This is a genomic window from Methylobacterium cerastii (assembly GCF_022179125.1).
Lineage (GTDB): Bacteria > Pseudomonadota > Alphaproteobacteria > Rhizobiales > Beijerinckiaceae > Methylobacterium > Methylobacterium cerastii.
In genome coordinates this window covers 1-24,155 of sequence record NZ_BPQG01000034.1, presented here as the reverse complement: position 1 = coordinate 24,155, position 24,155 = coordinate 1, and the positions used below count along the sequence as shown (strand labels likewise).

The following is a 24,155-nucleotide window of genomic DNA, read 5'->3' as shown; positions in this document are numbered from 1 at the left end:
CTCGTCGGGTCGATCTGATGGGAAGGGGCCTCGTGTCGGGGCCTACAATCCGGCGAGCCGCGCGGCCGTGCGGCTGATGACGCCCTCGGGGTCGATCAGCGCGTCGAGCACGGTGAAGTGGTTGGCGCCCGGCACCGGGATCAGCGGCCCGTCCAGCCCCGCGGCGCCGCGGGCGGCGTGGTAGGCGTCCGATTGGCGGCGAAGTTCGAAAAGCTCGTCGCCGCCGTACATCACCGCGACGGGCGGCGTGCCCGGGCGGAGGTGGCGGACCGGCGAGAGCGTCTCGATCTCTTCGGTGGAGAGGGCCAGCGCGTCGTTCAGGGTCGTGCCGGCGATCGGCGCGAGGTCGAAGATGCCGCTGATCGCGAGGGCCGCGTCGGCCGCGTCGGCGACCGCGGCGGCCAGGTGCCCGCCGGCCGACCAGCCCGAGACCACGAGCCGGCGCCCGCCGCCCTCGGCCCGCAGCAGCGCCAGCGCGGCGCGGGCTTCCGCGACGATGTCCGTCAGGCGCGCCTCCGGCGCCAGGGTGTAGCCGACGAGCGCCACGTCGAGGCCGCGCGCCAGCGGCCCCTCGGCCATGCAGGAGAAGCCGCGCCGATCGTTGCGCTGCCAGTAGCCGCCGTGGACGAAGGCCAGCATCGGCGCGCTCGGCCGGCCGCAGCGGAACACGTCGATGCGCTGGCGCTCACCCTGCCCGTAGGCGAGGTCGAGCGCGTCGACTTGGGCCTCGCGGAACGCGGCGCTGCGCGTCCGCCAGCCGGCGACGATCGCGGCGCTGTCGGCCACCGCGCCGGAATTGTCGTAGGCCCGGCTCAAGTCCGCGCGGTCGAGGTCTCGCCAATCCATCGTCTCAGGCATCGTCGCCGGTCCCCAGGTACCAGTCGAGCAGCTCGCCGCCCTGCAGGAACACCACGTCCGGCCGGGCGAGCAGCGCGTCGAGCAGGCGTTCGAGCAGCCCGATGCGGTGGGGCACCCCGGTGATGTAGGGGTGGATGGCGAAGCTCATGATCTTCGCGCCCGACAGCGGCCCGTCGCCGACAGCTTCCCGGGCGAGGCGGTCGCACTGCGCCAGCGCCCGCTCCACGAACTCGTCGGCGCGATGATGCTGGATCGCGAGCAGCGGGATGTCGTTCAGCTCCACCGAATAGGGCATCGCCACCAGCGGCCCGTGCGCGGTAGCGATGCGCGCGGGCCGATCGTCGACCACGAAGTCGCCGACATATTCGATGCCTGCCGCCTTGAGGTGGTCTGGGGTGTCCAGCGTCTCGGTGAGGCCCGGCCCGAGCCAGCCTCGCGGCGCCGCGCCGGTGAGATCGCGGATCGCGGCGACGGTGCGGGCGATCATCCCGGGCTGGTCCTCGATCCGGTGGGTCGGAACCTGCTCGAAGCCGTGGGCCATGAACTCCCAGCCGGCTGCGTGCGCGGCGGCTGCGACCCGCGGATAGGCGGTGCAGACCGAGCCGTTGATCGACAGGGTCGGCCGGATGCCGCGCACTGCGAAAGCTTCGAGGAAGCGCCAGAAGCCGACGCGCATCCCGTATTCATGCCACGCCCAGTTGGGCACGTCCGGCAGCAGGGTGGCCGCGGTCGGGGGCACCAGGATCTGGCGCGGCATCGGATGGTCGATCAGCCAGTGCTCGACATTGACCACCGGCCAGACCGCGACGGCCTTGGCCCCGGGCAGTGCGAGGCGCGGCCGGTCGATCGCGGCACGATAGGCGAGGCGGTTTTCCGGCCGACGCCGGTCGGTGCGCGGAATTTCGCTCATGCGGCCTTCGGCGCGTGGTGGCTGTGGAGCTGAGCCGAGAGCATGCGGCGAACGTCGTTGAAGGCGGGGCTCGAGACGTCGCGGCGGCGGGGGAGGTCGACCGTGTGCACCGCCTCGATCCGGCCGGGGCCGGGGGACATCAGCACGATGCGGTCGGCGAGCACGATCGCCTCCTCGATGGCGTGCGTCACGAACAGCACCGTGAGGCCGGTTCGGCTCCAGAGCTCGAGCAATTCGTCCTGCAGCCGCTCGCGGGTCATCGCGTCCAGCGCCCCGAACGGCTCGTCCATCAGCACCACTTCGGCCTCGTTGGCGAGCACGCGGGCGATGGCCACGCGCTGCTTCATGCCGCCCGAGAGCTGGTGCGGGTAGGCGTCGGCGAATTGGCCCAGGCCGACGAGGTCGATGTAGCGCGCGGCTGTCTCGCGCACCTCCGCGGCGGGGCGGCCGCGCGAGTTCGGGCCGAAGCCGATGTTGTCGCGGACGGTCAACCACGGGAACAGGCCGTAATCCTGGAACACCATGCCCCGGCTCGGGCCGGGTCCGGGGATCGGCTTGCCCCACATCAGCGCTTCGCCGGCGGTGGTGGCCTCGAAGCCGGCCACGATCCGCAGCAGGGTGGACTTGCCGCAGCCCGACGCCCCGAGAAGGCAGACGAACTCGCCGCGCTGGACGGTGAGGTTGGCGCCGCGCAGGGCCTCGGTCCGGCGCCCCTGCGACAGGTAGGTCTTCGAGACGTCGCGGACATCGACGATCGGGATCGTTGGATCAGCCATCGGATTCAACCATGCGCGGGGCTCCACGAGAGCAGGCGGCGACCGATCTCCATGACGATCCGGTCGGAGATGAACCCGGCGACGCCGATCACCACCATGCCGCAGATGACGATCTCGGTGCGCGAGAGCTGGCGCGCCTCCATGATGATCGCGCCGAGGCCCGTCTGGACGCCGGTCATCTCGCCGACGACGATGACCACCCAGGCGAAGCCGAGGCCGAGGCGCAACCCGCTGAAGATCGATGGGAGGGCGGCGGGCAGAACCACGCGGGCGAACTGTGCCGGGCCGGTGCAGCCGAGCATGGCGGCGGCCTCGAACAGCCGGGGCTCGACCGCGCGCACGCCGAAGATCGTGTTGACGAGGATCGGGTAGAACGCTCCGAGGAACACCAGGAAGTAGGCTGAGCGCGGCCCGAGCCCGAACAGGATCATCGCCAGCGGCAGCCAGGCGGTGACGGGCACCGGCCGCAGGATCTGAAAGGTCGGGTCGAGGAGCGCCCGCATCAGCGGCACCCGGCCGATCAACAGCCCGAGCGGCAGGGCGGCTGCCGCCGCGAGCGCGAACCCGCCGAAGACGCGGGCGAGCGAAGCCGCGAGATGCGTCCACAGCGTGCCGCTGAACGCGTCGTCGTTGACGCCGCCGACGGCGAGGTCGCGCATCTCGGTCCAGACCTCGGCCGGCGGCGGGATCAGGCTGTAGGGTTTCCCGACCGTGGCGAGGTGCCAGACGAGGGCGAGCGCGAGGGGCAGGGCCAGCGCGAGGGCGGCGCCCTTGATGCGCTGCAGGATGTCCTTGGTGCGACGGCGTGGAACGCGGGTGCCCTCTCCGGTGCGGGAGAGGGGGAGCGCCGCGTCGCCCGCGGCGGCCACGTCCGCCTCCGTCGCCGTCGTCGCGCTCATGTCACGCGTCCCGCATCGCGTCGACGAACGTGGTGTCGACGAAGCCCGGCTCCGGCAGGCGCTTGATCTGCTTGAGGGCGAGCATGTGCCGGGCGTAGGCCTCGGCCTTCTTCACCTCGTCCGGGCCGAGCTTCCACGTCAGGTCGACGTTGGGAGCCGAGACCACCAAAGCCTCTCGCTTCTGGCCGAGCTTCATCACCGCCATGTCGATCATCGCGTCGCGGTTCTTGGCGGCGAACTCGGTGCCCTTGCGGTGGATTTCCAGCATGGTGCGGACGAGGTCGGGCTTGCCCGCGATCGTGTCGCGATGGGTGCCGAACACCATGTTGAGCGAGCCCATTTCGGTGCCGTAGGGGTACTCGACGAGCTGGCCGACGCCGCTCGACAGGCTGACGCCGGGGGCCGGCTCGGCGCCGACATAGGCGTCGATGTCGCCGCGCGCCAAGGCGATGTGCATCTCCGAGAACGAGATGCGCACCGGCACGATGTCCTTGATCGAGAGCCCCTCCATGCGCATGCGCTCGAGGGCGAACACCTCCTGCGTCGAGCCGGGCCACAGGGCGACGCGCTTGCCCCTGAGGTCCTTGACCGCGCGGACGTCGGAATCCTTCTTGGAGATGATCGCCATGCCGCCGTTGCAGGTCGAGGCGATCACCGTTAGCGGCTCGCCGGCGGCCGCGCCCAGGGTCGCCGAGGCGATGCCGAAGGTGCCGAAATCCACCGACTTGGTGACCACCGCGTTCTTGCACTCGGTCGGGCTCTCGAACGGGATCACCTCGACCACGTAGCCAGCCGGCGTAAAGCGCTCGTAGAAGTATGGCGCGATCGAATGGATCAGCTTGAGCGAGCCCATGCGGATCGTCACCGGCGCGGCGGCGCGGGCCACGAAGGGCGCCGAGACGAGCCCGGCCCCGAGGCCGGCAAGGAGGGTGCGGCGGGCGATCATGGCTTCACTCCGAGGCCGGCGAGGCGGGGAACGGCGACGGTACGAAGCGTAGATCCCCCTGCCGTTGCTAACGAGTGCTCAATCGGGATGGGGCTGTTGCGATTTCGGCAACAGGCGGTCTAGCTGGTTGGTATGGGCCGTCCGAAGCGCGCCCGAGGCGGGGATCTGCGATGAAGCACACCCGGACGCTGGCCTGCATCGCCGAAATCGCCCGCAGCGGCTCGATCCGCCGGGCGGCCGAGCGCCTCAACATCGCCCCCTCGGCGCTGACGCGCCAAGTCCAGGACATCGAGTACGAACTCGGCACGCCGATCTTCGAGCGGCTGGCGCAGGGGATGCGGCTCAACGCGGCCGGCGAGCTGCTGGTCCGGCACGTGCGCGACCAGCTCGCCGACCTCGAGCGTGTGCGCTCGCAGATCGCCGACCTCTCCGGGGTCCGGCGCGGGCACGTGGCGCTGGCCTGCAGCCAGGCCTTCGTCACGCAGGTGGTGCCGGAGGAGGTCCAGGCCTACCGCGAGCGGTTTCCGCAGGTCGGGTTCACGGTGCAGGTGCGCGACCACGTCCAGGCGGTGGCGGCGCTGACCGCCTTCGAGGCCGACCTAGCCCTGGTGTTGCAGCCGCCGCCCTCCGCCGACCTGCACGTGCTGTATTCCTGCCGCCAGCCGCTCTGCGCGCTGATGCGGGCCGGCCATCCCCTCGCCCGGGAGGCCGGGCCGGTGCGCCTGCGCGACTGCCTCGCCCATGCGATGGCCCTGCCCGACCGGTCGCTGGCGATCCGCCTACACCTGGAGCAGGCCCTGGCGCGGAAGGGCGTGCCGCTCGGGCCGGGGGTCGAGTCGAGCTCGCTCGAGTTCCTGCGCAACCTCGTTCTGCGCGAGGAGGCCGTGAGCCTCCAGGTGCCGAGCGGCATCCCCGACGACCCGCGCCTCGCCAGCCGCCCGATCGACGCGCGCGACCTCGACCCGATGGTGATGATCCTCGGGCAGCTGCGCGGGCGCCTGCTCTCCGTCGCGGCGGCGAAGTTCGCAGACCAGCTCACCCACAGCCTCGACCGGCGGCAGGCAGGCGCCTGAGGTACGGGAGCGAAACCGCGCCCGCCGACTTCTCCGTCCGTGCCAACCAGGACAGCGCCCCCATGAAGACCGATCGACGCCTGATCCACGCCAGCGAGAACGGCGACCGCTGGTGGCTCCGCCGCGCGGACGGCGCCGAGGTCGCCATCCTGCACGAGCCGAACGCGTCGTCCGGCGGCCGCACCTCCGAGACCCCCGTCGGCGCCTTCCTGCGCGCCGGCGCCGGCGGCCCCGAGCACCGGGCGCTCCTCGACCTGATCGGCACTCTCGTCGACCAGCCCCCGGCCGCGCCGCCCGCCCCCGCCCCGGAGCCCGGCGCCGCCGCGGCCGAGCCGACGCCGGGAGAGGGGCTTTCGTAATCCGACGGGCCGCCGACCCATCGTCCAACCCACCACCACATCCTGAGGCGCCCGCTTCGCGTCCGCACCTCAGGGTGGGGTGATGGCGTGCGCCGTCCGCCTGCGAACCTTCGCCTTCAGCGCGCCTTCAGCACCATCCGGCACTCGGCCGGCAGGGCCGCCATGGTCATCGGCGGGCGTGGCTTCGGCTTGGTCTTCGGGGGGCGGGGGTGGAGGATCGCGTCGCTGAACCAGTAGGCGAGCTCCTCGCCGCAGCCGTCGCCGGGCGGCGGGGCGGCCTGGTCGCCGCAGGAATCCTGACCGTCCGGGCAGGCGAGGCGGATATGGTAGTGGTAATTGTGCCCGTACATCGGGCGCACCTTGCGCAGCCAGCCGCGGCTGCCGTCCGCCTCCCGGCACAGGGCCTTCTTGATCGCCGGGTTGACGAAGATGCGCGCCACCTCCGGCTGCTCGGCGGTGAGGCGGATCAGGCTCAGCCGCTCCGGCGTCCAGGTGTCGGGGTCGATGTCGAGGCGGTCGGGCCGCACCATGTCGGTGGCCGAGGTCTCCTCGCGCTCCGCCCGCGTCATGCGCCGGTCCGGCATCGGGGTGAGCCACACGTCGGCGTCGAGCCCGAGCTGGTGCGAGGCGTGGCCGGTGAGCATCGGACCGCCGCGCGGCTGCGACATGTCGCCGACGAGCAGGCCCGGCCAGCCGACCCGCGGCGCCTTGGCCGCCAGCCGCTCCAGGAAGTCGACGAGGTAGGGCGTGCCCCAGTTCCGGTTGCGCGACAGGCGCATCACCTGCCACGTCGCCCCGTCGATCGGCAGCGCCGCGCCGCCCGAGAAACAGCCCTTGGCGTAGGAGCCGTAGGCGTGGGCGGGGCCGGAGGCCGGGCCGGTCACCCGCCCGAACAGCGCCTTGGCCGGCGTCGAGGGCGCGTCGGGATTCTCCAGCGGCGGCAGGGGTTTGGGGTTGAGGGTCCCCTTGTCCTGTGCGTGGGCGGGCGAAGCGAGGGCCGACGAAAGGACGAGGGCGGCGGAGAGGGCGAGGCGGCGCGTGTGCATGCGGGTCTGTGTATCCGGTCCGGCGGTCGCCCGTCGAGGATCGGAACGTCGCCCGCCGCCGGGGCGTTTTTCGGGCAGGCCCGCCGTCGCGCGGGCCGAACGAACCGGAGGCCGCATCGTGACACCCACGCCGGATACCTCTGAACAGGCCCGCAGCCTGATCGCCCACGACCGCGTCGTCGGCACCGACGTGCGCCGGCCGGACGGCACCAAGGTCGGACGGATCGAGCGGCTGATGCTCGACAAGCGCTCGGGCCAGGTCGCCTACGCGGTGATGAGCTTCGGCGGCTTCCTCGGGCTCGGCGAGGGCTTCCATACGCTGCCCTGGGCGGTGCTCCGCTTCTCGCCCGAGCACGACGCCTACGTCGTCGACGTCACCGAGGCGCAACTGCGCGACGCCCCGCCGCGCTCGCCCGAGGGCACCGACCCGGCCGAAGACCACGCCTGGGAGGAGCGGGTCCACCGCTACTACAACGCGGCGCCGTATTGGGGCCTGTGACGCAAGGGCCGAGCGCCGCTATGCGGTCGGGCCGCACCAGCCGGGGAGGTAGCTCGTCTCGGACGCCTTGGCCAAGGCCATCGCCTCCTCCAGCGCCGCCGAAAAGTCGTTCTCGATGCGCTTGGCCTTGACGTGGCGACGGAGGTAGTCGGCCCAGAGGAACTCGCTGAACGGCGTCGTGTCCTTGGCGAAGCCCCCGGCCCGGCGCAGCTCTCCGGCCAGGCTCCGGTAGGGGTCGTCGGCGAGGTCCGCCATCGCCTTGGGGATATCCTTGAACCCGGCGCGCACGCCCTCGGCATCGTAGGGGTGCACCCACGATTTGTGGTCGCACACCGTCCAGAACGCGTCCTTGTCGAGGTGGTGCAGGTCCGCGACTATGGTCACGAGCACGCTCTCGACGCCCTCTTCCAGCAGGGCGCGGGACAAATGGTGGTGATCGATGACGTAGTGGTGCTTCTTCGGCCCGAGCAGCGTCGGCACCATGTGCGCCCCCAGGAAGGCGGCGCGCTTGTTGTCGTCATAGTCGCGCCAGCGCCGGCGCTTCTCGGCGACCTCCCGGTAGCCCACCGTCATCTGCGTCGGGCGCAGGTCCGCGATCGGGACGGGCGCCAGCACCGGCTCACGGTTGGCCATCGATTCGGTATTCCCACCGCCGAGCCTTCAGGCCCCCGCGGCGATCTGTCATGATTCCAGCCCACGCCGGAAGGCACGATCGGCGCCCCGCCGTTCACGGTTCCGATAGCCGCCCGCGGCCCTTCGACGGGCGGTTCTGCGACGAGCGGTTCTGCGAGGGCCGTCGGCCAAGCGGAGCTTAGGTCGAGATCGGGCTGTCCTTCCGGAGGTTCCGCAGGGCGCGGAACGGGAGCAGCAGGAATTTCACGAAGGCCCGGAGCGCGAGGAAGGCGGCGACCGAGACGACCAGGGCGATGGTTTTCAACAAGGGCTCGCGCACTCCATCTGAGGGAATCGAAGAGGGTCGTCGAGCGGGCTCGGCGGATCGCCGCCCGTGCAACCGCAGGACCGGCAGTCCGCGCCCCAAAGCCGGCAAGATTGTGGGTGTCGGGCGCGACATCGGCGCCCTGGCCTCCCGCCCGCGAACACGCCGGCCGGTTTGAAACGGGCGCCGCCCCGCAGGCGCTTGGCGGGCGATTCCAGCTCGGCCTTGCCAAATCCCTGCGACGATCTGTAATGATGGCTGGCCCTGTCCGATCCTCACGGGATCGTTCGTGCGTCGCGGCCCGCCATCGGGCGACGGCGTGCCCGCGGCGGCGACGATTCTCCGCCGTTGCGGCCCTGGACGGCCGGGGCTCTGCACACGCGACGGGTTTTGTCCCGGCGCATGGGTTATCATGGAATTCGCGGTCGCCTCGTCATCACGGGACGGTCGAGATGGTTTTCGCGAGGTCGGGAATACAGATGGACGGAGGCACAGCATCGATTGCCGTTGCCCGTGCCGTCAGCGTGCGCGATGCGCGTCGCGCCGATCCGTCCGTCCCCCCGATCAGGTTCAACCCCAGGCGCAGCGGAAGCGCGCGCCGAGCGGCGGTTGACGGCAATCCCTTCAGTTCAAGCCCCGCGGCCTCGGTTTCGAGGCCGGCGCGAGCCCTCTCCCTGACGGCCTTCAGGCCGGGCGAGGCTCCACCGGGACACGGGCCCAGGAGAGCGACGTCCGCCGCCATGTCGAAAGTTCGTCATGGCCAACAACAAGATGCTCATCGACGCGATGCATCCGGAAGAGACCCGGGTCGTCACGGTTCACGGTTCTAGGGTTGAGGAATTCGACTTCGAGGCGGCCAACCGGCGCCAGCTTCGCGGCAACATCTATCTCGCCAAGGTGACGCGCGTGGAGCCCTCGCTCCAGGCCGCCTTCGTCGAGTACGGCGGCAACCGCCACGGCTTCCTCGCCTTCTCAGAGATCCACCCCGACTACTACCAAATCCCGCTCGCCGACCGGCAGGCGCTGCTCGAGGACGAGGCGCGCGACGCGGAAGAGCACCGCGAGCGCGAGGAACGCCGCCGCAAGTCGCCGCGCAGCAACGGCCGCCGCGTCCGCGGGCGCCGGGCCGAGGCCTCCGCCGCCAAGCTCGACGAGACCGTGAGCGCCGAGGACGTCGCGCAGGAGCATGACGCGTCGCACGAGGCCGCCCGTGCGGACGGGCATGATGCCCCGGCCGGCGAAGCGCATCACGACGCGCAGTCCCACGACACGCAGGCCGCTGAGGCCCATGCCCACGAAGCCCATGCCGGCGACGATCACGTCGCCGAGGCGCATGTGGACCAGGACCGGCCCGAGGGCGCGATCGCGCCGGGCAGCGACGCCTCCGCCGTCTTGCCCGAGCCGGATGCCGACGAGCCTGCCGGCGAGGCGCATGAGCACGAGGCCCAGGACGGGGAGACCGCCGACGACGCCCCGCGCCCTGAGGCGATCGTCGCCGTGGCCCAGGGACTGACCGTCGCCGAGGCGCCGACGGCGTCCGAGGACGAATCCGACGAGGATGAAGACGAGGACGAGGACGACGATTCCGACGACGAGGACGAAGAGGACGGCGACGACGAGGAGTCCGACGAGGACGAGGGCGACGAGGATCCCGACGCCGAGCCGAAGATCTCGCAGGTCGGCGGCAACGGCGACGCGCTCGGCGAGCTACCCGAGCGTCCGCGCAGCCACCGCCGCCACTACAAGATCCAGGAGGTGATCAAGCGCCGCCAGATCATCCTGGTCCAGGTCGTCAAGGAAGAGCGCGGCACCAAGGGCGCGGCGCTCACCACCTATCTGTCGCTCGCCGGCCGTTACTCGGTGCTGATGCCGAACACCGGCCGCGGCGGCGGGATCTCCCGCAAGATCACCTCGGCCGCCGACCGCAAGCGCCTCAAGGAGACCGCCCAGGCGCTGGAGGTGCCCGACGGCATGGGCGTGATCCTGCGCACGGCCGGCGCCTCGCGCACGATGCCGGAGATCAAGCGCGACTTCGAATACCTGATGCGTCTGTGGGAGAGCGTGCGCGCGCTGACCCTGTCCTCGACCGCGCCCGCTCTGGTCTACGAGGAGGGCTCGCTGATCAAGCGCGCGATCCGCGACCTCTACAACAAGGACCTCGACGAGGTGCTGGTCTCGGGTGAGGCGGCCTATGCCGAGGCGCGCGACTTCATGCGCATGCTGATGCCGCAATCCGCAAAGGTGGTGAAGCCCTACCGCGACGCAACGCCGATTTTCGCCCGCCACGGCGTCGAGCAGCAGCTCGACGCGATGTTCTCGACCCACGTGACGCTGAAGTCCGGCGGCTATCTCGTGATCAACCCGACCGAGGCCCTGGTCTCGATCGACGTGAACTCCGGTCGCTCGACCCGCGAGCACGACATCGAGGACACGGCGCTTCGCACCAACATGGAGGCGGCCGAGGAGGTCGCCCGCCAGCTACGCCTGCGCGACCTCGCCGGCCTCGTGGTGATCGACTTCATCGACATGGAGGAGAAGCGCAACAACCGCGCCGTCGAGAAGAAGCTCAACGACTGCCTGAAGAACGACCGCGCCCGCATCCAGGTCGGCCGCATTTCGCCCTTTGGCCTGATGGAGATGAGCCGCCAGCGCATCCGCACCGGCGTGCTCGAATCCTCGTCGGTGCCGTGCGTGCATTGCGGCGGCTCCGGCTTCGTGCGCGCCACCGCATCGGTCGCGCTGCACATCCTGCGGGCGATCGAGGAGGCGCTGCTCAAGTCGGCGAGCCACAACCTGATCCTGCGCACCCGCACCGAGGTGGCGCTGTACATCCTCAACCAGAAGCGCGGGCACCTGCACGAGCTCGAGATGCGCTTCGGCGTCACCGTGACCATCGCCGCCGACGAGCGGCTGGGGGCCACCACCGCCTACCAGCTGGATCGCGGCGAGCCGGCCCAGCGCGCCGAGGGTCCGATCACCGGAATCCGCGCCACCGCGATCTCGCCGACCTCCGAGATCGAGGAGGACGACACCTTCGAGGAGATCGAGGACGAAACCCTCGAGGACGCCGCCGGCCCGGAGGTCTTGGGCGAGACCGACGCCGAGGGCGACGAGGCCGACGACGGTCGCGAGGTTGGAGCCGAGCGTTCGGAGAAATCGGATGAGGGCGACGGCCAGCGCCGTCGCCGGCGCCGCCGGCGCAAGCGCGGCGGCGGTCGCTCCGAGGGCGGCGAGGCCGAGCGCGGCGCGGAGGCCGGTTCGGAGCAGGGCGACGGAGAAGGCGAGGGGTCGGCCGACGACGAGGCGGAGGGCGAACTCGCAGAAACCGGAGACCCCGAAGCCGTGGAGGCGCCGGCCCGGGAGGCCGCGCCGGCCGAGGGCGACGAGGATGCCGGCGGACGCCGCCGGCGCCGCGGACGTCGGGGCGGCCGCGGCCGCGCCGAGGGCCGCGGCCGGGATGGTGGCGACGCCGTCGCGTCCGAGGGGGCCGCGTCCGACTTCGACGCGTCGCAGGAGGCAGGCGGCGACCCGGTCGCCGAACTGCAGCCGGAGCAGCCGGTGAGCGCCGAGGCCGTCGAGGCGGCGATCGCCGCGGCGACGCCTCCCGCCGAGACCGCGATCGACCTGCCGGTGTCGAGCCCCGCCGAGACATCTTCCCCCGACGCCCCGCCGCCGTCGCCGGTTGCGACCGAAGCGGCCCCCGAGCCCATGGTCGAGCCGGCGTCCCCGGCGCCCGCTCCGGTGCGCGCGCCGGAGCCGGTGGCGGTGGTGCTCAGCGAGCCGTCCGATCCCGACCGGCCGAAGCGTGCCGGCTGGTGGTCGCGCACCAAGGCCGCGCTGACTGGCGAATGAACCGGCGCAAGGCCGGCTGAAACGAAGCCGGCCGACTGAGACGAGGCCCTGGGTTCCAACGAACCCAGGGCCTCGCTTCGCCGGCGACGGCAATGAGGTCTCCGAGACATCGGGTGCGGCGCAAATGACGATCTCGACATCACCGACGGATTGAAATCGCTCTGTTTGTGTACAAACGTGTGCGGTATAAACTCCGTATTGACCTATTCCATTCCAGGTTGCAGTCCTGTCCCAAGGAACGCAATCGATGTTGAGCTTCTTCCGCAAAGCCAGGATTGAAACGCCGGCCCTCTCGGTTGTGGCTCCCGGCGGTCTCGACTGCACCGCCGAGGCGCCCGAGCAGGCCATCAAGCCCGTCTCCGTGCCGCCCGCCGACCCCGAAGCGCTGCGCCTGCCCGGCCGCCTGTCGGCCGCGGCTTCGTCGGCCGGAACCTCGATCGGCTGGCTCACCCACGATTCCGCACAGGTCGCCGACCAGGCCCGCCTGATCGCGGCCGCGAGCGAGGAACTCGCCGCCTCGACCAGCGAGATCGCCGCCCGGTCGCAGACCTCGGCCGAGACGGCCGAGCGGGCCCGCGAGGGCATCGCGATCTGCGCTGGCGACATGCGCCGGGCCGGCGAGCGGATGCAGGAGATCCAGGCCGGCACGTCGGAGATCGGCGGGCGCCTCGACGGATTCGCCGCGGCTGCGCGTCGGATCGAAGAGATGGCGACCGCGATCGCCTCGATCTCGGCTCAGACCAACCTGCTCGCGCTCAACGCCACCATCGAGGCGGCGCGCGCCGGCGAGGCGGGCCGAGGCTTCGCCGTGGTCGCCGGCGAGGTGAAGGCGCTGTCGGGCCAGACCGCCCGGGCGACCGACGAGATCCGCGCGCGGCTTTCCGCGCTTCAGACCGAGCTGTCGGCCATGCACGCGGCCGTCGGCCACAGCCGGGCCGCGGTGGCGGCCGGCTCCGAGGTGATGGACCGCGCCAACGCCCGCGTCGAGGCCGAGAGCGCCGCGGTCGCCGAGGCGGCTTCCGAGATGCGGGCCCTGGCCGAGGTGATGGAGCAGCAGATCGCCGCCACCGGCGAGATCGCCTCCAACGTCGGCCGCATCGCCGCCGGCACAGAGAAGTCGCGCGGTGAGATCAAGGACGCGATCGGCGAGCTCGAGGCGCTCGAAGCGATGAGCCGCACCCTGCTCGACCGCTTGGACGGCGACCCCCTGGCCGTGGCCCTCGCCCGGCTGCCGGCCGACTGCGCCGCCTGGAAGCGCCGGCTCGCTTCGGTGCTGGTCGGCGTCGTGCCCCATACCGGCATGATGGCGATCGTCGCCGACCCGATCCTGCCCGCAAACGTCCGCGCCGGAGTCATCGCCGCCGCCGCCCAGGCGGCAGCGCTTTGCGCCGGCGTGAAGGTTCAGGATTGGGACGCCGCGACCGTCGCGTTCCAGGCCTTCGACGCGGCGACCGCGACGACCCTCGCAGCTGCAGCGGCCGCCGACGCGGCCGTCCTGGCAGCCTGAACGTATCAGGCGCCGGGTCGGACGAGCCTGAGCGGCATCACGCCAGCCAAGTGCGCAGGCGCCGCACCGCCTCCCGGCACTCGGCTTCCGAGCCGGCGAAGGAGAACCGGACGTGGTGGTGGCCGGCCTCCCGGTCGAAGTCGAGGCCGGGGGTGGCCGCCACGCCGGCCTCGTCGAGCATCCGCCGGCAGAAGGCGGAGGCGTCGTTGGTGAGGTTCGCCACATCCGCGTAAAGGTAGAAGGCGCCGTCCACGGGATGCGTGCGCCCGAGGCCGATTCCGGGGAACGCATCGAGCAGGATCGCGCGGTTGCGGGCGTAGCCGTCGCGCACGGCGTCGAGCTCCTCGGTGGCATCGAAGGCCGCCAGCGCGCCGACCTGCGAGAGGTAGGGCGCCGAGATGTAGAGGTGCTGCGCCAGCCGCTCGATCGGGCGCACGAGGGCGTCGGGCACCACCATCCAGCCGACCCGCCAGCCGGTCATGCAATGGTACTTCGAGAACGAGTTGATGACGATCGCATCCGAGTCGAACCGGAGCGCGGTCGTCGTCGGCACGCCGTAGCCGAGGCCGTGATAGATCTCGTCGGAGACGAAGGGTAGGCCGAGCGCCCGCGCCGCCGCGCAGAGTTCGGCGAGCGCCGCCTCACCGATCACCGTGCCGGAGGGGTTGGCCGGGCTCATCACCAGCACGCCGGACAGGGCATGTGCCGCATGCGTCGCCTGAAGCAGCGCGGCGGTCGGGGCGTAGCGGTCGGCGGCGCTCAGGCGCATCGGCACCGGCACCAGGTCGAGGGCCGAGAGGATGTTGTGATAGGCCGGATAGCCCGGCTGCGGCACGCCGACCCGGGCGCCGGCGTCGAACAGGCTCAGGAAGGCCAGGATGAAGCCGGCGGACGAACCGGTGGTCACCACCACACGCTCCGGCGGCACCGCGACCCCGTGGCGTTCGCGGTAATCCTGCGCGATGCGCTCGCGCAGGGCCGGCAGCCCCAGGGCCTCGGTGTAGGGCACGCGGCCGCCTTCCAGCGCCCGCTGCGCGGCGGCGATCACCGCCCGAGGCGCCGGCGCCGAGGGCTGGCCGACCTCCATCCGCACCACGTCCTCCCCGGCCCGCGCCTTTGTGGCGGCGGCGACCATCACGTCCATGGCGAGGAAGGGCGCGACGGCGGCGGCACGGCGGGAGATCGGGATCATCCGACGCTTATACGCGGGCCGCGGCCGCCGGTCAGCCCTCGAACGGCCCGCAGGACCTGTCGCCGTGGCGCTACGCCTTGAAGCGTTCGCGGAGCACGGCGTTGGCCCGCGCCTGCCAGCCCTGCCCGCTAGCGCGCATCGCCGCGATCACGTCGCCGTCGAGGCGCAACGTCACCTGCCGCTTCGGAGCCTCGGATTTCGGACGCCCACGCCCGCGGCGCGCGATGTCGTGGCCCGAGCCGGGCACTGCGCGCGCCATCATGGCGTCGGTAATCTCGGGAATCTCGTCATACTCGCTCGCCTGGATCACGTGGGCATCGAGCCGCGCAAGGTCCGTTTGCCCGATGCCGTCAGCGGAGGGCGGGACCATATTTCTTTTGCTCACGGTCATTGGCCTTCCTCATCGAAAAGACATGCTCGTCGTCGCCACGCAGGGTCCAGCCGACCACGACCATCCGGCTCGCGAGCGTCCCGATCGTGATGATGCGCGTCGCGCCATAATCCTGGCGATCGTCTTCGAAGCTGACGCAGGAGCCGGCGAGGACGGTCGCGGCAGCTGCGAAATCGAGGGCTCTCTCACGGAGCGTCCAATCTCGCTTCGCGGGATCGAAGGTGATCGCCATAATATTTGTAGCGCCATCAAATGCGGCCGGCGATGACGAAACGGCGCGCCGACGATTCGGGAGCATCGCCCGGATCGCCCAACATCCTCAATGCCCAACGAACCCCGCCGCCATGTTCACGGCGAGGGCCAGCACGCCGGTGTTAAACAGGTAGGCGTAGACCGTCTGCACCGTCGCGATGCGGCGCATGCGCTTGCTGGTGATGTTGGTGTCCGAGGTCGCCGCCGCCGCGCCGATGGTGACGGTGAAGTACAGGAAGTCCCAGAAGTCCGGGTCCTCGTCGCCGTGGAAGTCGAGGCCGCCGCGGCGTTCGCCCGGCGCGTCGTCGCCGTAGTAGACGTGGGCGTAGTGGACCGAGAAGACGAGCTGCACGAAGGACCAGGTGCACAGCACCGTCGCGCCGGCGAGCGTCAGGTCGAAGACCTTGCCCGCCCCGCTCGCCTTGCCGCCGAGCACCAACACGCCGACCGCGGCGAAGCTCGCCGCGGCCGCGAGCAGGGTGAACACGGTGACCAGGGCCGCGCTGTCGTCGAGGCGCGAGGCCTGCAGGCGCAGGGCGTCACGGGACTGCCCGGTCGATTGGCGGACGATCAGAACGGCGTAGGCCACGATCCCGGCGCACCAGCCTGCGAGCAGGCGCGTGACGAGGTCCGGCCCCGGGACCAGCAGCGCGCAGGCGGCCATGATGCCGAAGGCCGCGAGCAGGCGCGGGCGGAGCCGGAAGGCCCGGAGGGGATCGATCATCGACGTGACGCCTCGCAGGAGAAATGACGCATCGTGCAAAACCGGATTCGATCCGGGGATTTGACCCGCCGCCGTGAAAACGCCTAACCCGATCGATACCGGATCGACCATGCCCCGGCTCGGCCTGCCCGCCGCGCCCGCCCAGCGAGGACGTATGCTTCTCCCCCGTTTGCTCTCGGCCTCCTGCCTCGCGGCGATGCTGTCCCTGCCCCTCGCCCTGCCCCTCGCCCTCGCGGGCCCGGCGCTGGCGCAGACCGCGCCGGCCGCGCCCTTCACCGACGCGCAGCGCGCCGGCATAGAGGCGATCGTCAAGGACTACCTGATCAAGAACCCGGACGTGCTGCAGGAGGCGATCGCCGAGGGCGAGAAGCGCCAGGTCGAGACCCAGCGCCTCGCCCAGGCCGCGGCCCTCAAGGAATCGCAGAAGGCGCTGCTCGACAGCCCGCACGACGTGGTCGCCGGAAACCCGGCCGGCGACGTCACGATGATCGAGTTCTTCGACTACAATTGCGGCTATTGCCGCAAGGCTCTGGGCGACGTGCAGGCGCTGATCAAGGCCGACCCGAAGCTGCGGGTGGTGATCAAGGACTTCCCGGTGCTCGGCCCGGAATCGCAGGAGGCCAGCCAGATCGCGCTTGCCGCCAAGCAGCAGCTCAAGGGCGACAAGCTGTTCGAGTTCCACCAGAAGCTGCTCGAGTCCAAGGGCCGCGTGAACGGCGCCAAGGCCCTCGACGTCGCCAAGGCGATGGGCCTCGACATGGCCAAGCTGCAGAAGGACGCGCAAGGGCCCGAGGTGAAGGCCGCACTCACCGAGAACCGGGGCCTGGGCGACAAGCTCGGCCTCTCGGGCACCCCGGCCTTCATCATCGGCGACGAGATCATCCCCGGCGCGGTCGGCGTCGAGCCGATCCGCAAGACCATCGCCGACGTCCGCCAGTGCGGTCACGCCTCCTGCTGACGCGCGACGGGGTGTCGCGAACGCGCGCCTTCGTCTAAGACCGGCGCCTTCGCGGGATCGGGGTCCGCGGCCGCGCCGGCGGAACGGCGCAGGCGCGGCCGCCATCCGCCATCCCAGGTTCAGTCCCCAGAAGACAGGCCCGATGTCCAAGCACGACCCCATCGATGCCGATCTCGTCCGCGAGCTCGCCAACCTCGTCACCGAGACCGGCTTGTCCGAGATCGAGGTCGAGAAGGGGGATCTCCGCATCCGCGTCGTCCGCCGGATCGAGCCGGTGAACGTCCAGGTCGCCGCGCCGGCGGCCATGGCGCTCCCGGCGGCACCCCAGCCGCTTCCTGCCGGCCCCGGCGCCGTGCCCGAGCGTGGCAAGACCCATCCCGGCGCCGTGCCCTCGCCGATGGTCGGCACCGCGTACCTGCGCCCCTCGCCCGAGGCGAAGGCCTTCGTCGAGGTCGGCTCCAGGGTCGAGGTCGGCGACAAGCTGCTCCTGATCGAGGCGATGAAGACCTTCAACGAGATCGTCGCGCCCCGCGCCGGCACGGTGGCCGCGGTCTTCGTCGAGGACGGGCAGCCGGTCGAGTACGGCGAAGCCCTCCTCGTCATCGAGTAGCCGAGCGCGGAGGAGCCGAGGGCGTTCGTCAGCCCGCCATCCGCGCCGCCGTCGGCGAAGGCCCCGCTCTCGTCACGCGAACCGCGCACACTTCGCTGGAAAACGCCCCTGCCATGTTCGACAAGATCCTGATCGCCAACCGCGGCGAGATCGCGCTTCGCATCCTCCGGGCGTCGAAGGAGCTCGGCATCAAGACCGTGGCGGTGCACTCGACCGCCGACGCCGACGCGATGCACGTGCGGCTGGCCGACGAGAGCGTCTGCATCGGCCCGCCCGCCGCCCGCGACAGCTACCTCAACATCCCCTCGATCATCGCGGCTTGCGAGATCACCGGTGCCGACGCGGTCCATCCCGGCTACGGCTTCCTCTCAGAGAATGCGCGCTTCGCCGAGGTGCTGGCCCATCACGAGATCGGCTTCATCGGCCCGAAGGCCGAGCACATCCGGATCATGGGCGACAAGATCGAAGCCAAGCGCACCGCGCTCAAGCTCGGCATTCCCTGCGTGCCCGGCTCCGACGGCGGCATCGAGGACCCGGTGGAGGCCAAGCGGGTCGCCGCCGAGATCGGCTACCCGGTGCTGGTCAAGGCGGCGGCCGGCGGCGGCGGGCGCGGCATGAAGGTGGCGCGCTCGGAAGGCGAGCTGGAGCAGGCGCTGGGCATGGCCCGCTCCGAGGCCAAGGCGGCCTTCGGCGACGACGCGGTCTACCTGGAGAAGTACCTCACCAAGCCGCGCCACATCGAGGTGCAGGTGCTCGGCGACGGCCGTGGCGGCGCGGTGCATCTGGCCGAGCGCGACTGCTCGCTGCAGCGTCGCCACCAGAAGGTCTGGGAGGAGGGCGGCTCGCCCGCGCTCAATGCCGAGATGCGGGGCGAGATCGGCGAGATCTGCGCCGACGCGATGCGCAAGCTCGGCTACCTCGGCGCCGGCACCGTCGAGTTCCTTTATGAAGACGGGCGGTTCTACTTCATCGAGATGAACACGCGCATCCAGGTCGAGCACCCGGTCACCGAGATGATCACCGGTATCGACCTCGTGATCGAGCAGATCCGGGTCGCGGCCGGCGGCGCCCTGTCGGTGACGCAGGACGACATCCGGGTCGAGGGCCACGCCATCGAGTGCCGGATCAACGCCGAGCATCCGGCGACCTTCCGGCCCTCGCCCGGCCTGATCACCTACTACCACCCGCCCGGCGGCCTCGGCGTCCGCGTCGACTCGGCCGCCTTCCAGGGCTACCGCGTGCCGCCGAACTACGACTCGCTGATCGGCAAGCTCATCGTCCACGGCCGCACCCGCAACGAGTGCCTGATGCGCCTGCGCCGGGCGCTGGACGAGTTCGTCATCGACGGCGTCGACACCACGCTGCCGCTATTCCGCACCCTCGTGCGCAACGCCGACGTCCAGAACGGCGCCTACGACATTCACTGGCTGGAGCAATTCCTGGAAGCCGGCGGCCTCGACGCCTGAGCAGGCGACGAAGCGAGACCGGAACCGAAGCGTCCACCATCCGTTGCTCGATCCCATCGCACGCAACCGGAACGAATTCTCATGCGCCTCGCAGCCCTCGCCGTGATCGGCGCCCTCGTCGCCGCCCCCGCCCTCGCCCAGGATGCCGGCAACGTCGGCCAGCCTTCGCGCGCGGTCCCGCAGGCGGGCCAGACCACCGGCGGCCCCCGCGACGTGGCGCCGGGTGCCGACGGCGCGGCGACCACCGGCAGCACCGTCACCCGCCCGGCCGAAGAGATGGGCATGGCGCCCGGCGCCGACTCGGCCAAGGGTGGCAACGTCGATCAGACCAACAAGATGGCCCCGAACGCCGGCGGAACCGCGGGCGGCCCCGCCCGCTGACGCACCGGTTCGTTCGCGGATCGAGAGGCCGGTTCCCGTGAGGGCGCCGGCCTTTTTCGTATCGAGACCCTCGTGCTCGTGCGAGCCGACCGGGATTTTCGAACGCGCCGGGGAATGCGAAGCGCCATCTTGGCTCGCCCTCAGAGCGATCCGCTTCATGCGCGTCTTGTTTTGGCTTTCACATCCTCACCGTCATCACCCCAGTTTGTTGTGCTGGTGTAGGAATCGCGCGAGTGAGCGTTGGCGGTGACGATGATGCGGCGTGCGACGGCGCGCAGGTCCAGCTTGGCCGGCTTGGTCTGATCGCACAGGGCTCGGTCGGCGGTCGTGAAGGCCGGGTCGTGGCGCGCCGCCACGAGGGCGCTCATGTACAGCGCCGCGCACGCAGAACCGGCTGCCGCCGATCATGGTCGCGGGGCGGAGCGTGGCTGGATTGGCTGACATGCGGGGCCAAGCCCGCTAGGCTGACGATGCTCTTGCGGTCGCGCTGTCTGAGCTCGGCTAGGTCGTAGATCGGCACGGCCGCCACGCGCGCGCCGACGCCCGGGATCGAGCGCAGCAGGCGATGCGCGACCACGCACTCGGCATCGACCTGGATTGCGGGCGTCCAGCTCCGCCTCGATGGCCGCGTAGGCCCCAATCGAGGTCCGCGATGCAGGCGCGATGGCTTGCGATCACGGCCGGTTCGCGCGCCTGCTTCAGGCGGGTGTTTTCGACCCCGCGCATGGCCACCAGCTGCTGGCGCCGGGTGGACAGCGCTTGAGCGCACGGGCGGCGGCGTCGGGCAGCGGGCGGATCGCATCGAGCATGGCCCGAACAAAGCGGGCGATCAGCCCGGCGTCCAGCACTTCAGCCATGGGACCGGTCCGGCATGCAGGCTCGCCGCCAGCCGGGCGGGGCCCAAGCCTGTTCGATCGAGGGCTATCGAGCAGGCGCGGCCGCGCCGGACTGCGATCATGCAGCAGATCGGGGATCCACCGAGCTGCGCCTGCTCCGCTCCTCTACAGCAGCCACCTCAAGATACAGGGATCCAGGACCACTCACGGTACCCACTGAAGCGCAAGCTACGGTTCCAGATTCCAAGCTCTACTGCGCATCCCCGTAATAACAGCGTGGAGCGAAGCCGTGATCGCGCTCCTCCGCTGAAGGGGAGGGAAGAGCCATCCCATCCCCACATAGTTCAAACCGTCAGGTTTCGAACATTCGAATGTAACAAGATGTATCCAGATCGAGGATATCATACAGATTGACAAAGTCATCAGCTTGACCATAAGATGGTATCGAGATCTATGGCGATGAATTCTAGGTGAATGCCGTTTTCAGACTTGATTAAACCGTCCGGCCCTAGCACCCGTAGCGACGGCGACGGACCCTGCGTCCGCGGAGAACCGGTGGCCTGAGGGCCGTTTCCGGTCGTCCGCGGGCGGTGGGGTCGCGAGGCGTCGCCCCGCTTTGCGAGGACGGCCGACGATGCAGGACATCCCCGACGAACGCGGTGCCGACAGGACGATCGTGCGCCCGCCCGAGGTCGTCGTGGTTCGGGCGTCCGAACGGCGGCCGCGCGGCGATGGCCGGCTCGACGCCGAGACCCGGCGGCGGATCGGGCGCAGCCTGCGGGTGCTCTACGCGGGCCTGCTCGCCCAGCCGATCCCCGAGCGGTTCGAGGCGCTCGTCGCGGAGTTGGCGGCTCGGTCGGAAAAGGAGTCGGCGCGATGATCCAGGCCTGTGCCCCCGTCGGAACGCCCGCCGGCGCCGATTCCGAGATGCGCGACCTCCTGCTCGGCGCGATTCCCGCGCTGCGCGCCTTCGCGTTCTCGTTGACCTACGATTTCGACCGCACCGACGACCTCGTGCAGGACACGCTGATGCGCGCCTGGACCAAGGCCGAGAGCTTCCGCCGCGGGACCAACCTGACCGCTTGGCTGTTCACGATCCTGCGCAACCTGTTCTATTCCGAGCAGCGCAAGCGCAAGCGCGAGGTCGAGGATGCCGACGGCAGCCATGCCGGGCGGCTGACGAGCCTGCCCGAGCAGGAGGTCCGCGTGGAGATGCGGGCGTTCCAGAGCGCGTTGAACCTGCTGCCCCTCGCCCAGCGGGAGGCGCTGGTGCTCGTGGGCGCCCAGAGCTTCACCTACGAGGAGGCCGCCGAAATCTGCGGCGTCGCCGTCGGCACGATCAAGAGCCGGGTCAGCCGCGCACGGGGACGGCTGATCGAAACCCTCGGCATGGACGGCGCCGGCGACGTCGGCGCCGACGCCCATACCCGCGCCGCGCTCCAGGCCGGCTGAAAGCATCGTCAGGGTTTCGAGCACCAGGTTGCCAAGTCGTTGCTGAGGTTTATTGTCCTGGGCTGGCTTTTCCGGCGTCATGTGACCGTGACGGCGTGAAATCGGAACGAAACCTTCACGGATCAGCAAGATTTCGCGTCGTAGGTACGCTCCCTAGGAGCTCAGGGATGCGATGGAAGCTCGGCGGTGGAGTCACCGCAATTGCGATGCTCGGCGCGGTCACCGGGTCGGCGACCGATTCAGGGGTGGCGCAGCGCGCCGCCTGGCGCGCGACCTATGCCGCTCCGGCGACGATCCCGTTCCCCGACGAAAACCCCTACAGCCGGGCCAAGGCCGTTCTCGGCCGAAAACTGTTCTTCGACCCGATCCTCTCGGCCGACCGCGACCGCGCCTGCGTGACCTGCCACCTGCCCGACCTCGCCTGGGCGGACGGGCGCCGGCGCGCGCCGACCCGCGCCGATTCCGACACGGACCTGCGCACCCCGACCCTGCTCAACCTCGCCTGGCAGGAGGGCCGGCTCGGCTGGGACGGCAAGTTCCGCGATCTGGAAAGCGTCGCGTTCGTGCCGATCAGCGCCCCCGGCAACATGGGCTTGCCGGTCGAGGACGCCGTGGCCCGCCTCTCGGCGGATGCCGCCTACGTCGCCGCCTTCAAGGAGGCCTATGCCGACCCGGGCGTGACCAAGGCGCGGATCGAGGCGGCGCTCGCCACCTTCCAGCGCCTCATCGTGTCCGGCGCCAGCCCGTTCGACCGTTGGATCGCCGGCGACGAGGCGGCGATCCCGGTCGCGGCCAAGCGCGGCTTCGACCTGTTCAACGGCCGGGCGAACTGCGCCGCCTGCCACGGCGGCTGGGCCTTCACCGACGGCTCCTTCCACGACATCGGCACGGCCGTCGGCGCCGACCTCGGCCGCGGGCGCTTCGTCACGAACTCGCAGGTCCTGCGCTACGCCTTCAAGACCCCGGGCCTGCGCGAGGTCGCGGGCCGCGGCGCCTACATGCACGACGGGTCGATCGCGGCGCTGGAGGCGGTGATCGACCTCTACGACCGGGGCGGCATCGACCGGCCGAGCCGCTCGCCGGAGATCCGCCCGCTCAACCTGAGCGCGGACGAGAAGGCCGACCTGCTGGCTTTCCTGCGCACGCTGAACTCCGAGCCCGGGACCGGACCCGCCCTGGCGGATCTGACCGAGGCCGCACCGCGGCCGTAATACCAGACCTCGATGAGCCCGACTCATCGAGGTCTGGCCCCCGCGACTGCGGGGCGGCGGCAATCCGCCGGACCTCATGGGTTCCTACCCTTGAGACTCGGTATAAGTCTTTCTCGAACCGGGCGTTGACGCAGCGCGTCGTCCACGACGGCGCTGAGCATCTTCAAGCGGGATGGATGACGGTTCGCACGACGCCCCGCGCTAAAGCATTTTCAAGCGAGGTGGATGCCGGCTCGCGTGAAGAAAATGCGACCACACAGCAGGTTAGAGCATTTTCTGTGATCCAGAGATCACGGAAAATGCTCTAGCGGAACAGTGGTAGCCCCGAGCCGAGCAGCGCGAGGCCGGCCACCAGCAGCAGGCCGCCGCAGGACTCGAAGGCGTGGGCGCGCAGGCCCGCCCGGGGCGCGAACGCGGCGAGACCGATCCCGGCCCCGAGACTGACCACACTTGTCAAACCGATCATCCGTCGCGTCCTCGCGCTGGGTCCGGCCGGCGACGTGGTCATCCGGCCCGGGCACGATGACCGGCGAACACTGAGCGAAGTCTTGCCGGGGCGGGGGCGCCCGGCGGAATCACGGCCCATGCTGAATGCCGCGTTGCCGGGGCGAGCCGTCTCGACTGAGATCGCGTACAGCCAGTTCTACACGCTTCCCACAGCGTTAACCTTTTCGACATGGATGTTAACAAACCCTTGGCGAAGTCGATCGGCTTAGTCCTAAATGCAGGCGTGGGGACTGTTCTGGCGGGTCGGTGCGAGGCTTCGATGCGGTTTTCCGAGTGGCGCTGTTCTTCTCCGTTTCTTGCCGGCGCCATGGCCCTCCCGGCGATCGTTCTGGCCAGCAGCGAGGCCAGCGCCCACGTGAAGTGGTTCTGCGCCTTCGACGTCGCCGGCCAGCCCCGCGGCCTCGAACAGGTGCTCTGCCTTGATTTCGAATGGCTCGTCGGCCTGTCGATCCTGTGCCTGATGTTCGGCTGCCTCGCCGAGGGCACCCCCCTCGGTACGGCACTCCTGAACGC

At 70.6% G+C, this 24,155-nt stretch carries 28 protein-coding genes and 1 pseudogene; 13 read left to right on the top strand and 16 right to left on the bottom strand.

Going from position 1 to position 24,155, the window contains the following annotated elements; translation table 11 throughout:
* Nucleotides 1-42 precede the first annotated feature (42 nt).
* The 5 genes from MFF13_RS11960 to MFF13_RS11940 are packed head-to-tail and all read right to left on the bottom strand — an operon-like array spanning nucleotide 43 to nucleotide 4,389.
* Nucleotides 43-858 (bottom strand): alpha/beta hydrolase, encoded by an 816-nt coding sequence (locus MFF13_RS11960; RefSeq protein WP_147828397.1) that lies wholly within the window; start codon nucleotides 856-858, stop codon nucleotides 43-45.
* Nucleotides 851-1,768 carry a polysaccharide deacetylase family protein gene (locus MFF13_RS11955; RefSeq protein ID WP_147828396.1) on the bottom strand — a complete coding sequence of 306 codons (918 nt, stop codon included), beginning with the start codon at nucleotides 1,766-1,768 and terminating at the stop codon, nucleotides 851-853. Before MFF13_RS11955 ends, MFF13_RS11960 begins: the two co-directional genes overlap by 8 nt.
* Nucleotides 1,765-2,544, bottom strand: a complete 780-nt coding sequence (locus MFF13_RS11950; protein WP_147828395.1) for an ABC transporter ATP-binding protein — start codon at nucleotides 2,542-2,544, stop codon at nucleotides 1,765-1,767. The genes MFF13_RS11955 and MFF13_RS11950 overlap by 4 nt, the downstream gene beginning before the upstream one ends.
* A 5-nt stretch (nucleotides 2,545-2,549) precedes the next feature.
* Nucleotides 2,550-3,443 carry an ABC transporter permease gene (locus MFF13_RS11945; RefSeq protein WP_147828394.1) on the bottom strand — a complete coding sequence of 298 codons (894 nt, stop codon included), beginning with the start codon at nucleotides 3,441-3,443 and terminating at the stop codon, nucleotides 2,550-2,552.
* 1 nt (nucleotide 3,444) lies between these two features.
* On the bottom strand, nucleotides 3,445-4,389 hold the full coding sequence (locus MFF13_RS11940) for an ABC transporter substrate-binding protein (protein ID WP_147761689.1): 945 nt from the start codon (nucleotides 4,387-4,389) through the stop codon (nucleotides 3,445-3,447).
* A 170-nt stretch (nucleotides 4,390-4,559) separates the two neighbouring features.
* On the opposite strand from MFF13_RS11940, the gene MFF13_RS11935 reads away from it, so the two are divergent.
* Both MFF13_RS11935 and MFF13_RS11930 read left to right on the top strand, forming a co-directional pair.
* A complete protein-coding gene (locus MFF13_RS11935) occupies nucleotides 4,560-5,462 on the top strand; it encodes a LysR family transcriptional regulator (protein ID WP_238272236.1) in 903 nt (300 codons plus the stop codon).
* 62 nt (nucleotides 5,463-5,524) lie between these two features.
* Nucleotides 5,525-5,821, top strand: coding sequence for a hypothetical protein (locus tag MFF13_RS11930; protein WP_238272235.1), 297 nt, complete (start codon nucleotides 5,525-5,527; stop codon nucleotides 5,819-5,821).
* 116 nt (nucleotides 5,822-5,937) lie between these two features.
* On the opposite strand, the gene mepA is transcribed toward MFF13_RS11930, so the two are convergent.
* Nucleotides 5,938-6,867, bottom strand: coding sequence for a penicillin-insensitive murein endopeptidase (gene mepA / locus MFF13_RS11925; protein ID WP_147761692.1), 930 nt, complete (start codon nucleotides 6,865-6,867; stop codon nucleotides 5,938-5,940).
* 118 nt (nucleotides 6,868-6,985) lie between these two features.
* On the opposite strand from mepA, the gene MFF13_RS11920 reads away from it, so the two are divergent.
* On the top strand, nucleotides 6,986-7,366 hold the full coding sequence (locus MFF13_RS11920) for a PRC-barrel domain-containing protein (RefSeq protein ID WP_238272234.1): 381 nt from the start codon (nucleotides 6,986-6,988) through the stop codon (nucleotides 7,364-7,366).
* Between the two features lie 18 nt (nucleotides 7,367-7,384).
* Here MFF13_RS11920 and MFF13_RS11915 read toward each other — a convergent pair whose 3' ends face one another.
* Nucleotides 7,385-7,999, bottom strand: a complete 615-nt coding sequence (locus tag MFF13_RS11915) for a ParB-like protein (RefSeq protein WP_147828389.1) — start codon at nucleotides 7,997-7,999, stop codon at nucleotides 7,385-7,387.
* A gap of 178 nt (nucleotides 8,000-8,177) precedes the next feature.
* A complete protein-coding gene (locus MFF13_RS26385) occupies nucleotides 8,178-8,306 on the bottom strand; it encodes a hypothetical protein (protein ID WP_281406900.1) in 129 nt (42 codons plus the stop codon).
* Nucleotides 8,307-9,059: 753 nt separating this feature from the next.
* Here MFF13_RS26385 and MFF13_RS11910 point away from each other — a divergent pair.
* Nucleotides 9,060-12,155 (top strand): Rne/Rng family ribonuclease, encoded by a 3,096-nt coding sequence (locus tag MFF13_RS11910; RefSeq protein ID WP_238272233.1) that lies wholly within the window; start codon nucleotides 9,060-9,062, stop codon nucleotides 12,153-12,155.
* Nucleotides 12,156-12,402: 247 nt separating this feature from the next.
* Nucleotides 12,403-13,662 carry a methyl-accepting chemotaxis protein gene (locus tag MFF13_RS11905; protein ID WP_147761697.1) on the top strand — a complete coding sequence of 420 codons (1,260 nt, stop codon included), beginning with the start codon at nucleotides 12,403-12,405 and terminating at the stop codon, nucleotides 13,660-13,662.
* A gap of 37 nt (nucleotides 13,663-13,699) precedes the next feature.
* Here MFF13_RS11905 and MFF13_RS11900 read toward each other — a convergent pair whose 3' ends face one another.
* The 4 genes from MFF13_RS11900 to MFF13_RS11885 all read right to left on the bottom strand — a co-directional run bounded on the left by MFF13_RS11900 (nucleotide 13,700) and on the right by MFF13_RS11885 (nucleotide 16,221).
* A complete protein-coding gene (locus tag MFF13_RS11900) occupies nucleotides 13,700-14,854 on the bottom strand; it encodes a pyridoxal phosphate-dependent aminotransferase (protein WP_147761698.1) in 1,155 nt (384 codons plus the stop codon).
* A 70-nt stretch (nucleotides 14,855-14,924) separates the two neighbouring features.
* Nucleotides 14,925-15,239 carry a BrnA antitoxin family protein gene (locus MFF13_RS11895; RefSeq protein WP_238272232.1) on the bottom strand — a complete coding sequence of 105 codons (315 nt, stop codon included), beginning with the start codon at nucleotides 15,237-15,239 and terminating at the stop codon, nucleotides 14,925-14,927.
* Nucleotides 15,205-15,477 (bottom strand): BrnT family toxin, encoded by a 273-nt coding sequence (locus tag MFF13_RS11890; protein ID WP_147761720.1) that lies wholly within the window; start codon nucleotides 15,475-15,477, stop codon nucleotides 15,205-15,207. The genes MFF13_RS11895 and MFF13_RS11890 overlap by 35 nt, the downstream gene beginning before the upstream one ends.
* Before the next feature lie 87 nt (nucleotides 15,478-15,564).
* On the bottom strand, nucleotides 15,565-16,221 hold the full coding sequence (locus MFF13_RS11885; RefSeq protein WP_147761700.1) for a DUF1345 domain-containing protein: 657 nt from the start codon (nucleotides 16,219-16,221) through the stop codon (nucleotides 15,565-15,567).
* A gap of 154 nt (nucleotides 16,222-16,375) precedes the next feature.
* Between MFF13_RS11885 and MFF13_RS11880 the strand changes: the two genes are divergently transcribed.
* The 4 genes from MFF13_RS11880 to MFF13_RS11865 all read left to right on the top strand — a co-directional run bounded on the left by MFF13_RS11880 (nucleotide 16,376) and on the right by MFF13_RS11865 (nucleotide 19,636).
* The gene (locus MFF13_RS11880) at nucleotides 16,376-17,179 is read left to right on the top strand and encodes a DsbA family protein (RefSeq protein WP_373322523.1); all 804 of its coding nucleotides are present in this window, start codon (nucleotides 16,376-16,378) and stop codon (nucleotides 17,177-17,179) included.
* A gap of 142 nt (nucleotides 17,180-17,321) precedes the next feature.
* Nucleotides 17,322-17,789, top strand: coding sequence for an acetyl-CoA carboxylase biotin carboxyl carrier protein (gene accB, locus MFF13_RS11875; RefSeq protein WP_147763823.1), 468 nt, complete (start codon nucleotides 17,322-17,324; stop codon nucleotides 17,787-17,789).
* Nucleotides 17,790-17,902: 113 nt separating this feature from the next.
* Nucleotides 17,903-19,255: an acetyl-CoA carboxylase biotin carboxylase subunit gene (gene accC, locus MFF13_RS11870; RefSeq protein ID WP_147828384.1), complete on the top strand. Its 1,353-nt coding sequence runs from the start codon at nucleotides 17,903-17,905 to the stop codon at nucleotides 19,253-19,255.
* Nucleotides 19,256-19,336: 81 nt separating this feature from the next.
* Entirely contained in the window at nucleotides 19,337-19,636 is a 300-nt protein-coding gene (locus MFF13_RS11865) for a hypothetical protein (protein ID WP_147828383.1), read from the top strand.
* A 155-nt stretch (nucleotides 19,637-19,791) separates the two neighbouring features.
* On the opposite strand, the gene MFF13_RS11860 is transcribed toward MFF13_RS11865, so the two are convergent.
* The 3 genes from MFF13_RS11860 to MFF13_RS11855 all read right to left on the bottom strand — a co-directional run bounded on the left by MFF13_RS11860 (nucleotide 19,792) and on the right by MFF13_RS11855 (nucleotide 20,493).
* Nucleotides 19,792-20,004, bottom strand: coding sequence for a hypothetical protein (locus MFF13_RS11860; RefSeq protein ID WP_147828382.1), 213 nt, complete (start codon nucleotides 20,002-20,004; stop codon nucleotides 19,792-19,794).
* Nucleotides 20,001-20,213, bottom strand: a complete 213-nt coding sequence (locus MFF13_RS26565) for a transposase (RefSeq protein ID WP_187273595.1) — start codon at nucleotides 20,211-20,213, stop codon at nucleotides 20,001-20,003. The genes MFF13_RS11860 and MFF13_RS26565 overlap by 4 nt, the downstream gene beginning before the upstream one ends.
* 121 nt (nucleotides 20,214-20,334) lie before the next feature.
* Nucleotides 20,335-20,493, bottom strand: a complete 159-nt coding sequence (locus tag MFF13_RS11855) for a hypothetical protein (RefSeq protein WP_187273594.1) — start codon at nucleotides 20,491-20,493, stop codon at nucleotides 20,335-20,337.
* Between the two features lie 613 nt (nucleotides 20,494-21,106).
* Between MFF13_RS11855 and MFF13_RS11850 the strand changes: the two genes are divergently transcribed.
* The 3 genes from MFF13_RS11850 (at nucleotide 21,107) to MFF13_RS11840 (ending at nucleotide 23,135) form a co-directional block, all read left to right on the top strand.
* Complete coding sequence (locus MFF13_RS11850; protein WP_187273593.1) at nucleotides 21,107-21,352, top strand: NepR family anti-sigma factor; 246 nt, start codon at nucleotides 21,107-21,109, stop codon at nucleotides 21,350-21,352.
* Nucleotides 21,349-21,924: a sigma-70 family RNA polymerase sigma factor gene (locus MFF13_RS11845; RefSeq protein ID WP_147753917.1), complete on the top strand. Its 576-nt coding sequence runs from the start codon at nucleotides 21,349-21,351 to the stop codon at nucleotides 21,922-21,924. Before MFF13_RS11850 ends, MFF13_RS11845 begins: the two co-directional genes overlap by 4 nt.
* A gap of 167 nt (nucleotides 21,925-22,091) precedes the next feature.
* The gene (locus tag MFF13_RS11840) at nucleotides 22,092-23,135 is read left to right on the top strand and encodes a cytochrome-c peroxidase (RefSeq protein WP_147763820.1); all 1,044 of its coding nucleotides are present in this window, start codon (nucleotides 22,092-22,094) and stop codon (nucleotides 23,133-23,135) included.
* Nucleotides 23,136-23,439: 304 nt separating this feature from the next.
* Here MFF13_RS11840 and MFF13_RS11835 read toward each other — a convergent pair whose 3' ends face one another.
* The gene (locus MFF13_RS11835) at nucleotides 23,440-23,601 is read right to left on the bottom strand and encodes a hypothetical protein (RefSeq protein WP_187273592.1); all 162 of its coding nucleotides are present in this window, start codon (nucleotides 23,599-23,601) and stop codon (nucleotides 23,440-23,442) included.
* A gap of 348 nt (nucleotides 23,602-23,949) precedes the next feature.
* Here MFF13_RS11835 and MFF13_RS11830 point away from each other — a divergent pair.
* Nucleotides 23,950-24,155 (top strand): annotated as a pseudogene (locus MFF13_RS11830) (hypothetical protein); the annotation flags it as partial.

Bases quoted from the DNA above. Each gene is read 5' to 3' on its own strand.
- MFF13_RS11860 (WP_147828382.1), bottom strand. From the start codon at position 20,004: ATGAGCGCCCTCGTGGCGGCGCGCCACGACCCGGCCTTCACGACCGCC.
- MFF13_RS11955 (WP_147828396.1), bottom strand. From the start codon at position 1,768: ATGAGCGAAATTCCGCGCACCGACCGGCGTCGGCCGGAAAACCGCCTC.
- MFF13_RS11840 (WP_147763820.1), top strand. From the start codon at position 22,092: ATGCGATGGAAGCTCGGCGGTGGAGTCACCGCAATTGCGATGCTCGGC.
- MFF13_RS11945 (WP_147828394.1), bottom strand. From the start codon at position 3,443: ATGAGCGCGACGACGGCGACGGAGGCGGACGTGGCCGCCGCGGGCGAC.
- MFF13_RS11915 (WP_147828389.1), bottom strand. From the start codon at position 7,999: ATGGCCAACCGTGAGCCGGTGCTGGCGCCCGTCCCGATCGCGGACCTG.
- MFF13_RS11930 (WP_238272235.1), top strand. From the start codon at position 5,525: ATGAAGACCGATCGACGCCTGATCCACGCCAGCGAGAACGGCGACCGC.
- MFF13_RS11845 (WP_147753917.1), top strand. From the start codon at position 21,349: ATGATCCAGGCCTGTGCCCCCGTCGGAACGCCCGCCGGCGCCGATTCC.
- MFF13_RS11880 (WP_373322523.1), top strand. From the start codon at position 16,376: ATGCTTCTCCCCCGTTTGCTCTCGGCCTCCTGCCTCGCGGCGATGCTG.
- MFF13_RS11890 (WP_147761720.1), bottom strand. From the start codon at position 15,477: ATGGCGATCACCTTCGATCCCGCGAAGCGAGATTGGACGCTCCGTGAG.
- MFF13_RS11835 (WP_187273592.1), bottom strand. From the start codon at position 23,601: ATGATCGGTTTGACAAGTGTGGTCAGTCTCGGGGCCGGGATCGGTCTC.
- MFF13_RS11850 (WP_187273593.1), top strand. From the start codon at position 21,107: ATGCAGGACATCCCCGACGAACGCGGTGCCGACAGGACGATCGTGCGC.
- MFF13_RS11960 (WP_147828397.1), bottom strand. From the start codon at position 858: ATGCCTGAGACGATGGATTGGCGAGACCTCGACCGCGCGGACTTGAGC.
- MFF13_RS11935 (WP_238272236.1), top strand. From the start codon at position 4,560: ATGAAGCACACCCGGACGCTGGCCTGCATCGCCGAAATCGCCCGCAGC.
- accC (WP_147828384.1), top strand. From the start codon at position 17,903: ATGTTCGACAAGATCCTGATCGCCAACCGCGGCGAGATCGCGCTTCGC.
- MFF13_RS11885 (WP_147761700.1), bottom strand. From the start codon at position 16,221: ATGATCGATCCCCTCCGGGCCTTCCGGCTCCGCCCGCGCCTGCTCGCG.
- accB (WP_147763823.1), top strand. From the start codon at position 17,322: ATGTCCAAGCACGACCCCATCGATGCCGATCTCGTCCGCGAGCTCGCC.
- MFF13_RS11950 (WP_147828395.1), bottom strand. From the start codon at position 2,544: ATGGCTGATCCAACGATCCCGATCGTCGATGTCCGCGACGTCTCGAAG.
- MFF13_RS11900 (WP_147761698.1), bottom strand. From the start codon at position 14,854: ATGATCCCGATCTCCCGCCGTGCCGCCGCCGTCGCGCCCTTCCTCGCC.
- MFF13_RS11905 (WP_147761697.1), top strand. From the start codon at position 12,403: ATGTTGAGCTTCTTCCGCAAAGCCAGGATTGAAACGCCGGCCCTCTCG.
- MFF13_RS11865 (WP_147828383.1), top strand. From the start codon at position 19,337: ATGCGCCTCGCAGCCCTCGCCGTGATCGGCGCCCTCGTCGCCGCCCCC.
- MFF13_RS11855 (WP_187273594.1), bottom strand. From the start codon at position 20,493: ATGGCTGAAGTGCTGGACGCCGGGCTGATCGCCCGCTTTGTTCGGGCC.
- MFF13_RS11940 (WP_147761689.1), bottom strand. From the start codon at position 4,389: ATGATCGCCCGCCGCACCCTCCTTGCCGGCCTCGGGGCCGGGCTCGTC.
- mepA (WP_147761692.1), bottom strand. From the start codon at position 6,867: ATGCACACGCGCCGCCTCGCCCTCTCCGCCGCCCTCGTCCTTTCGTCG.
- MFF13_RS11910 (WP_238272233.1), top strand. From the start codon at position 9,060: ATGGCCAACAACAAGATGCTCATCGACGCGATGCATCCGGAAGAGACC.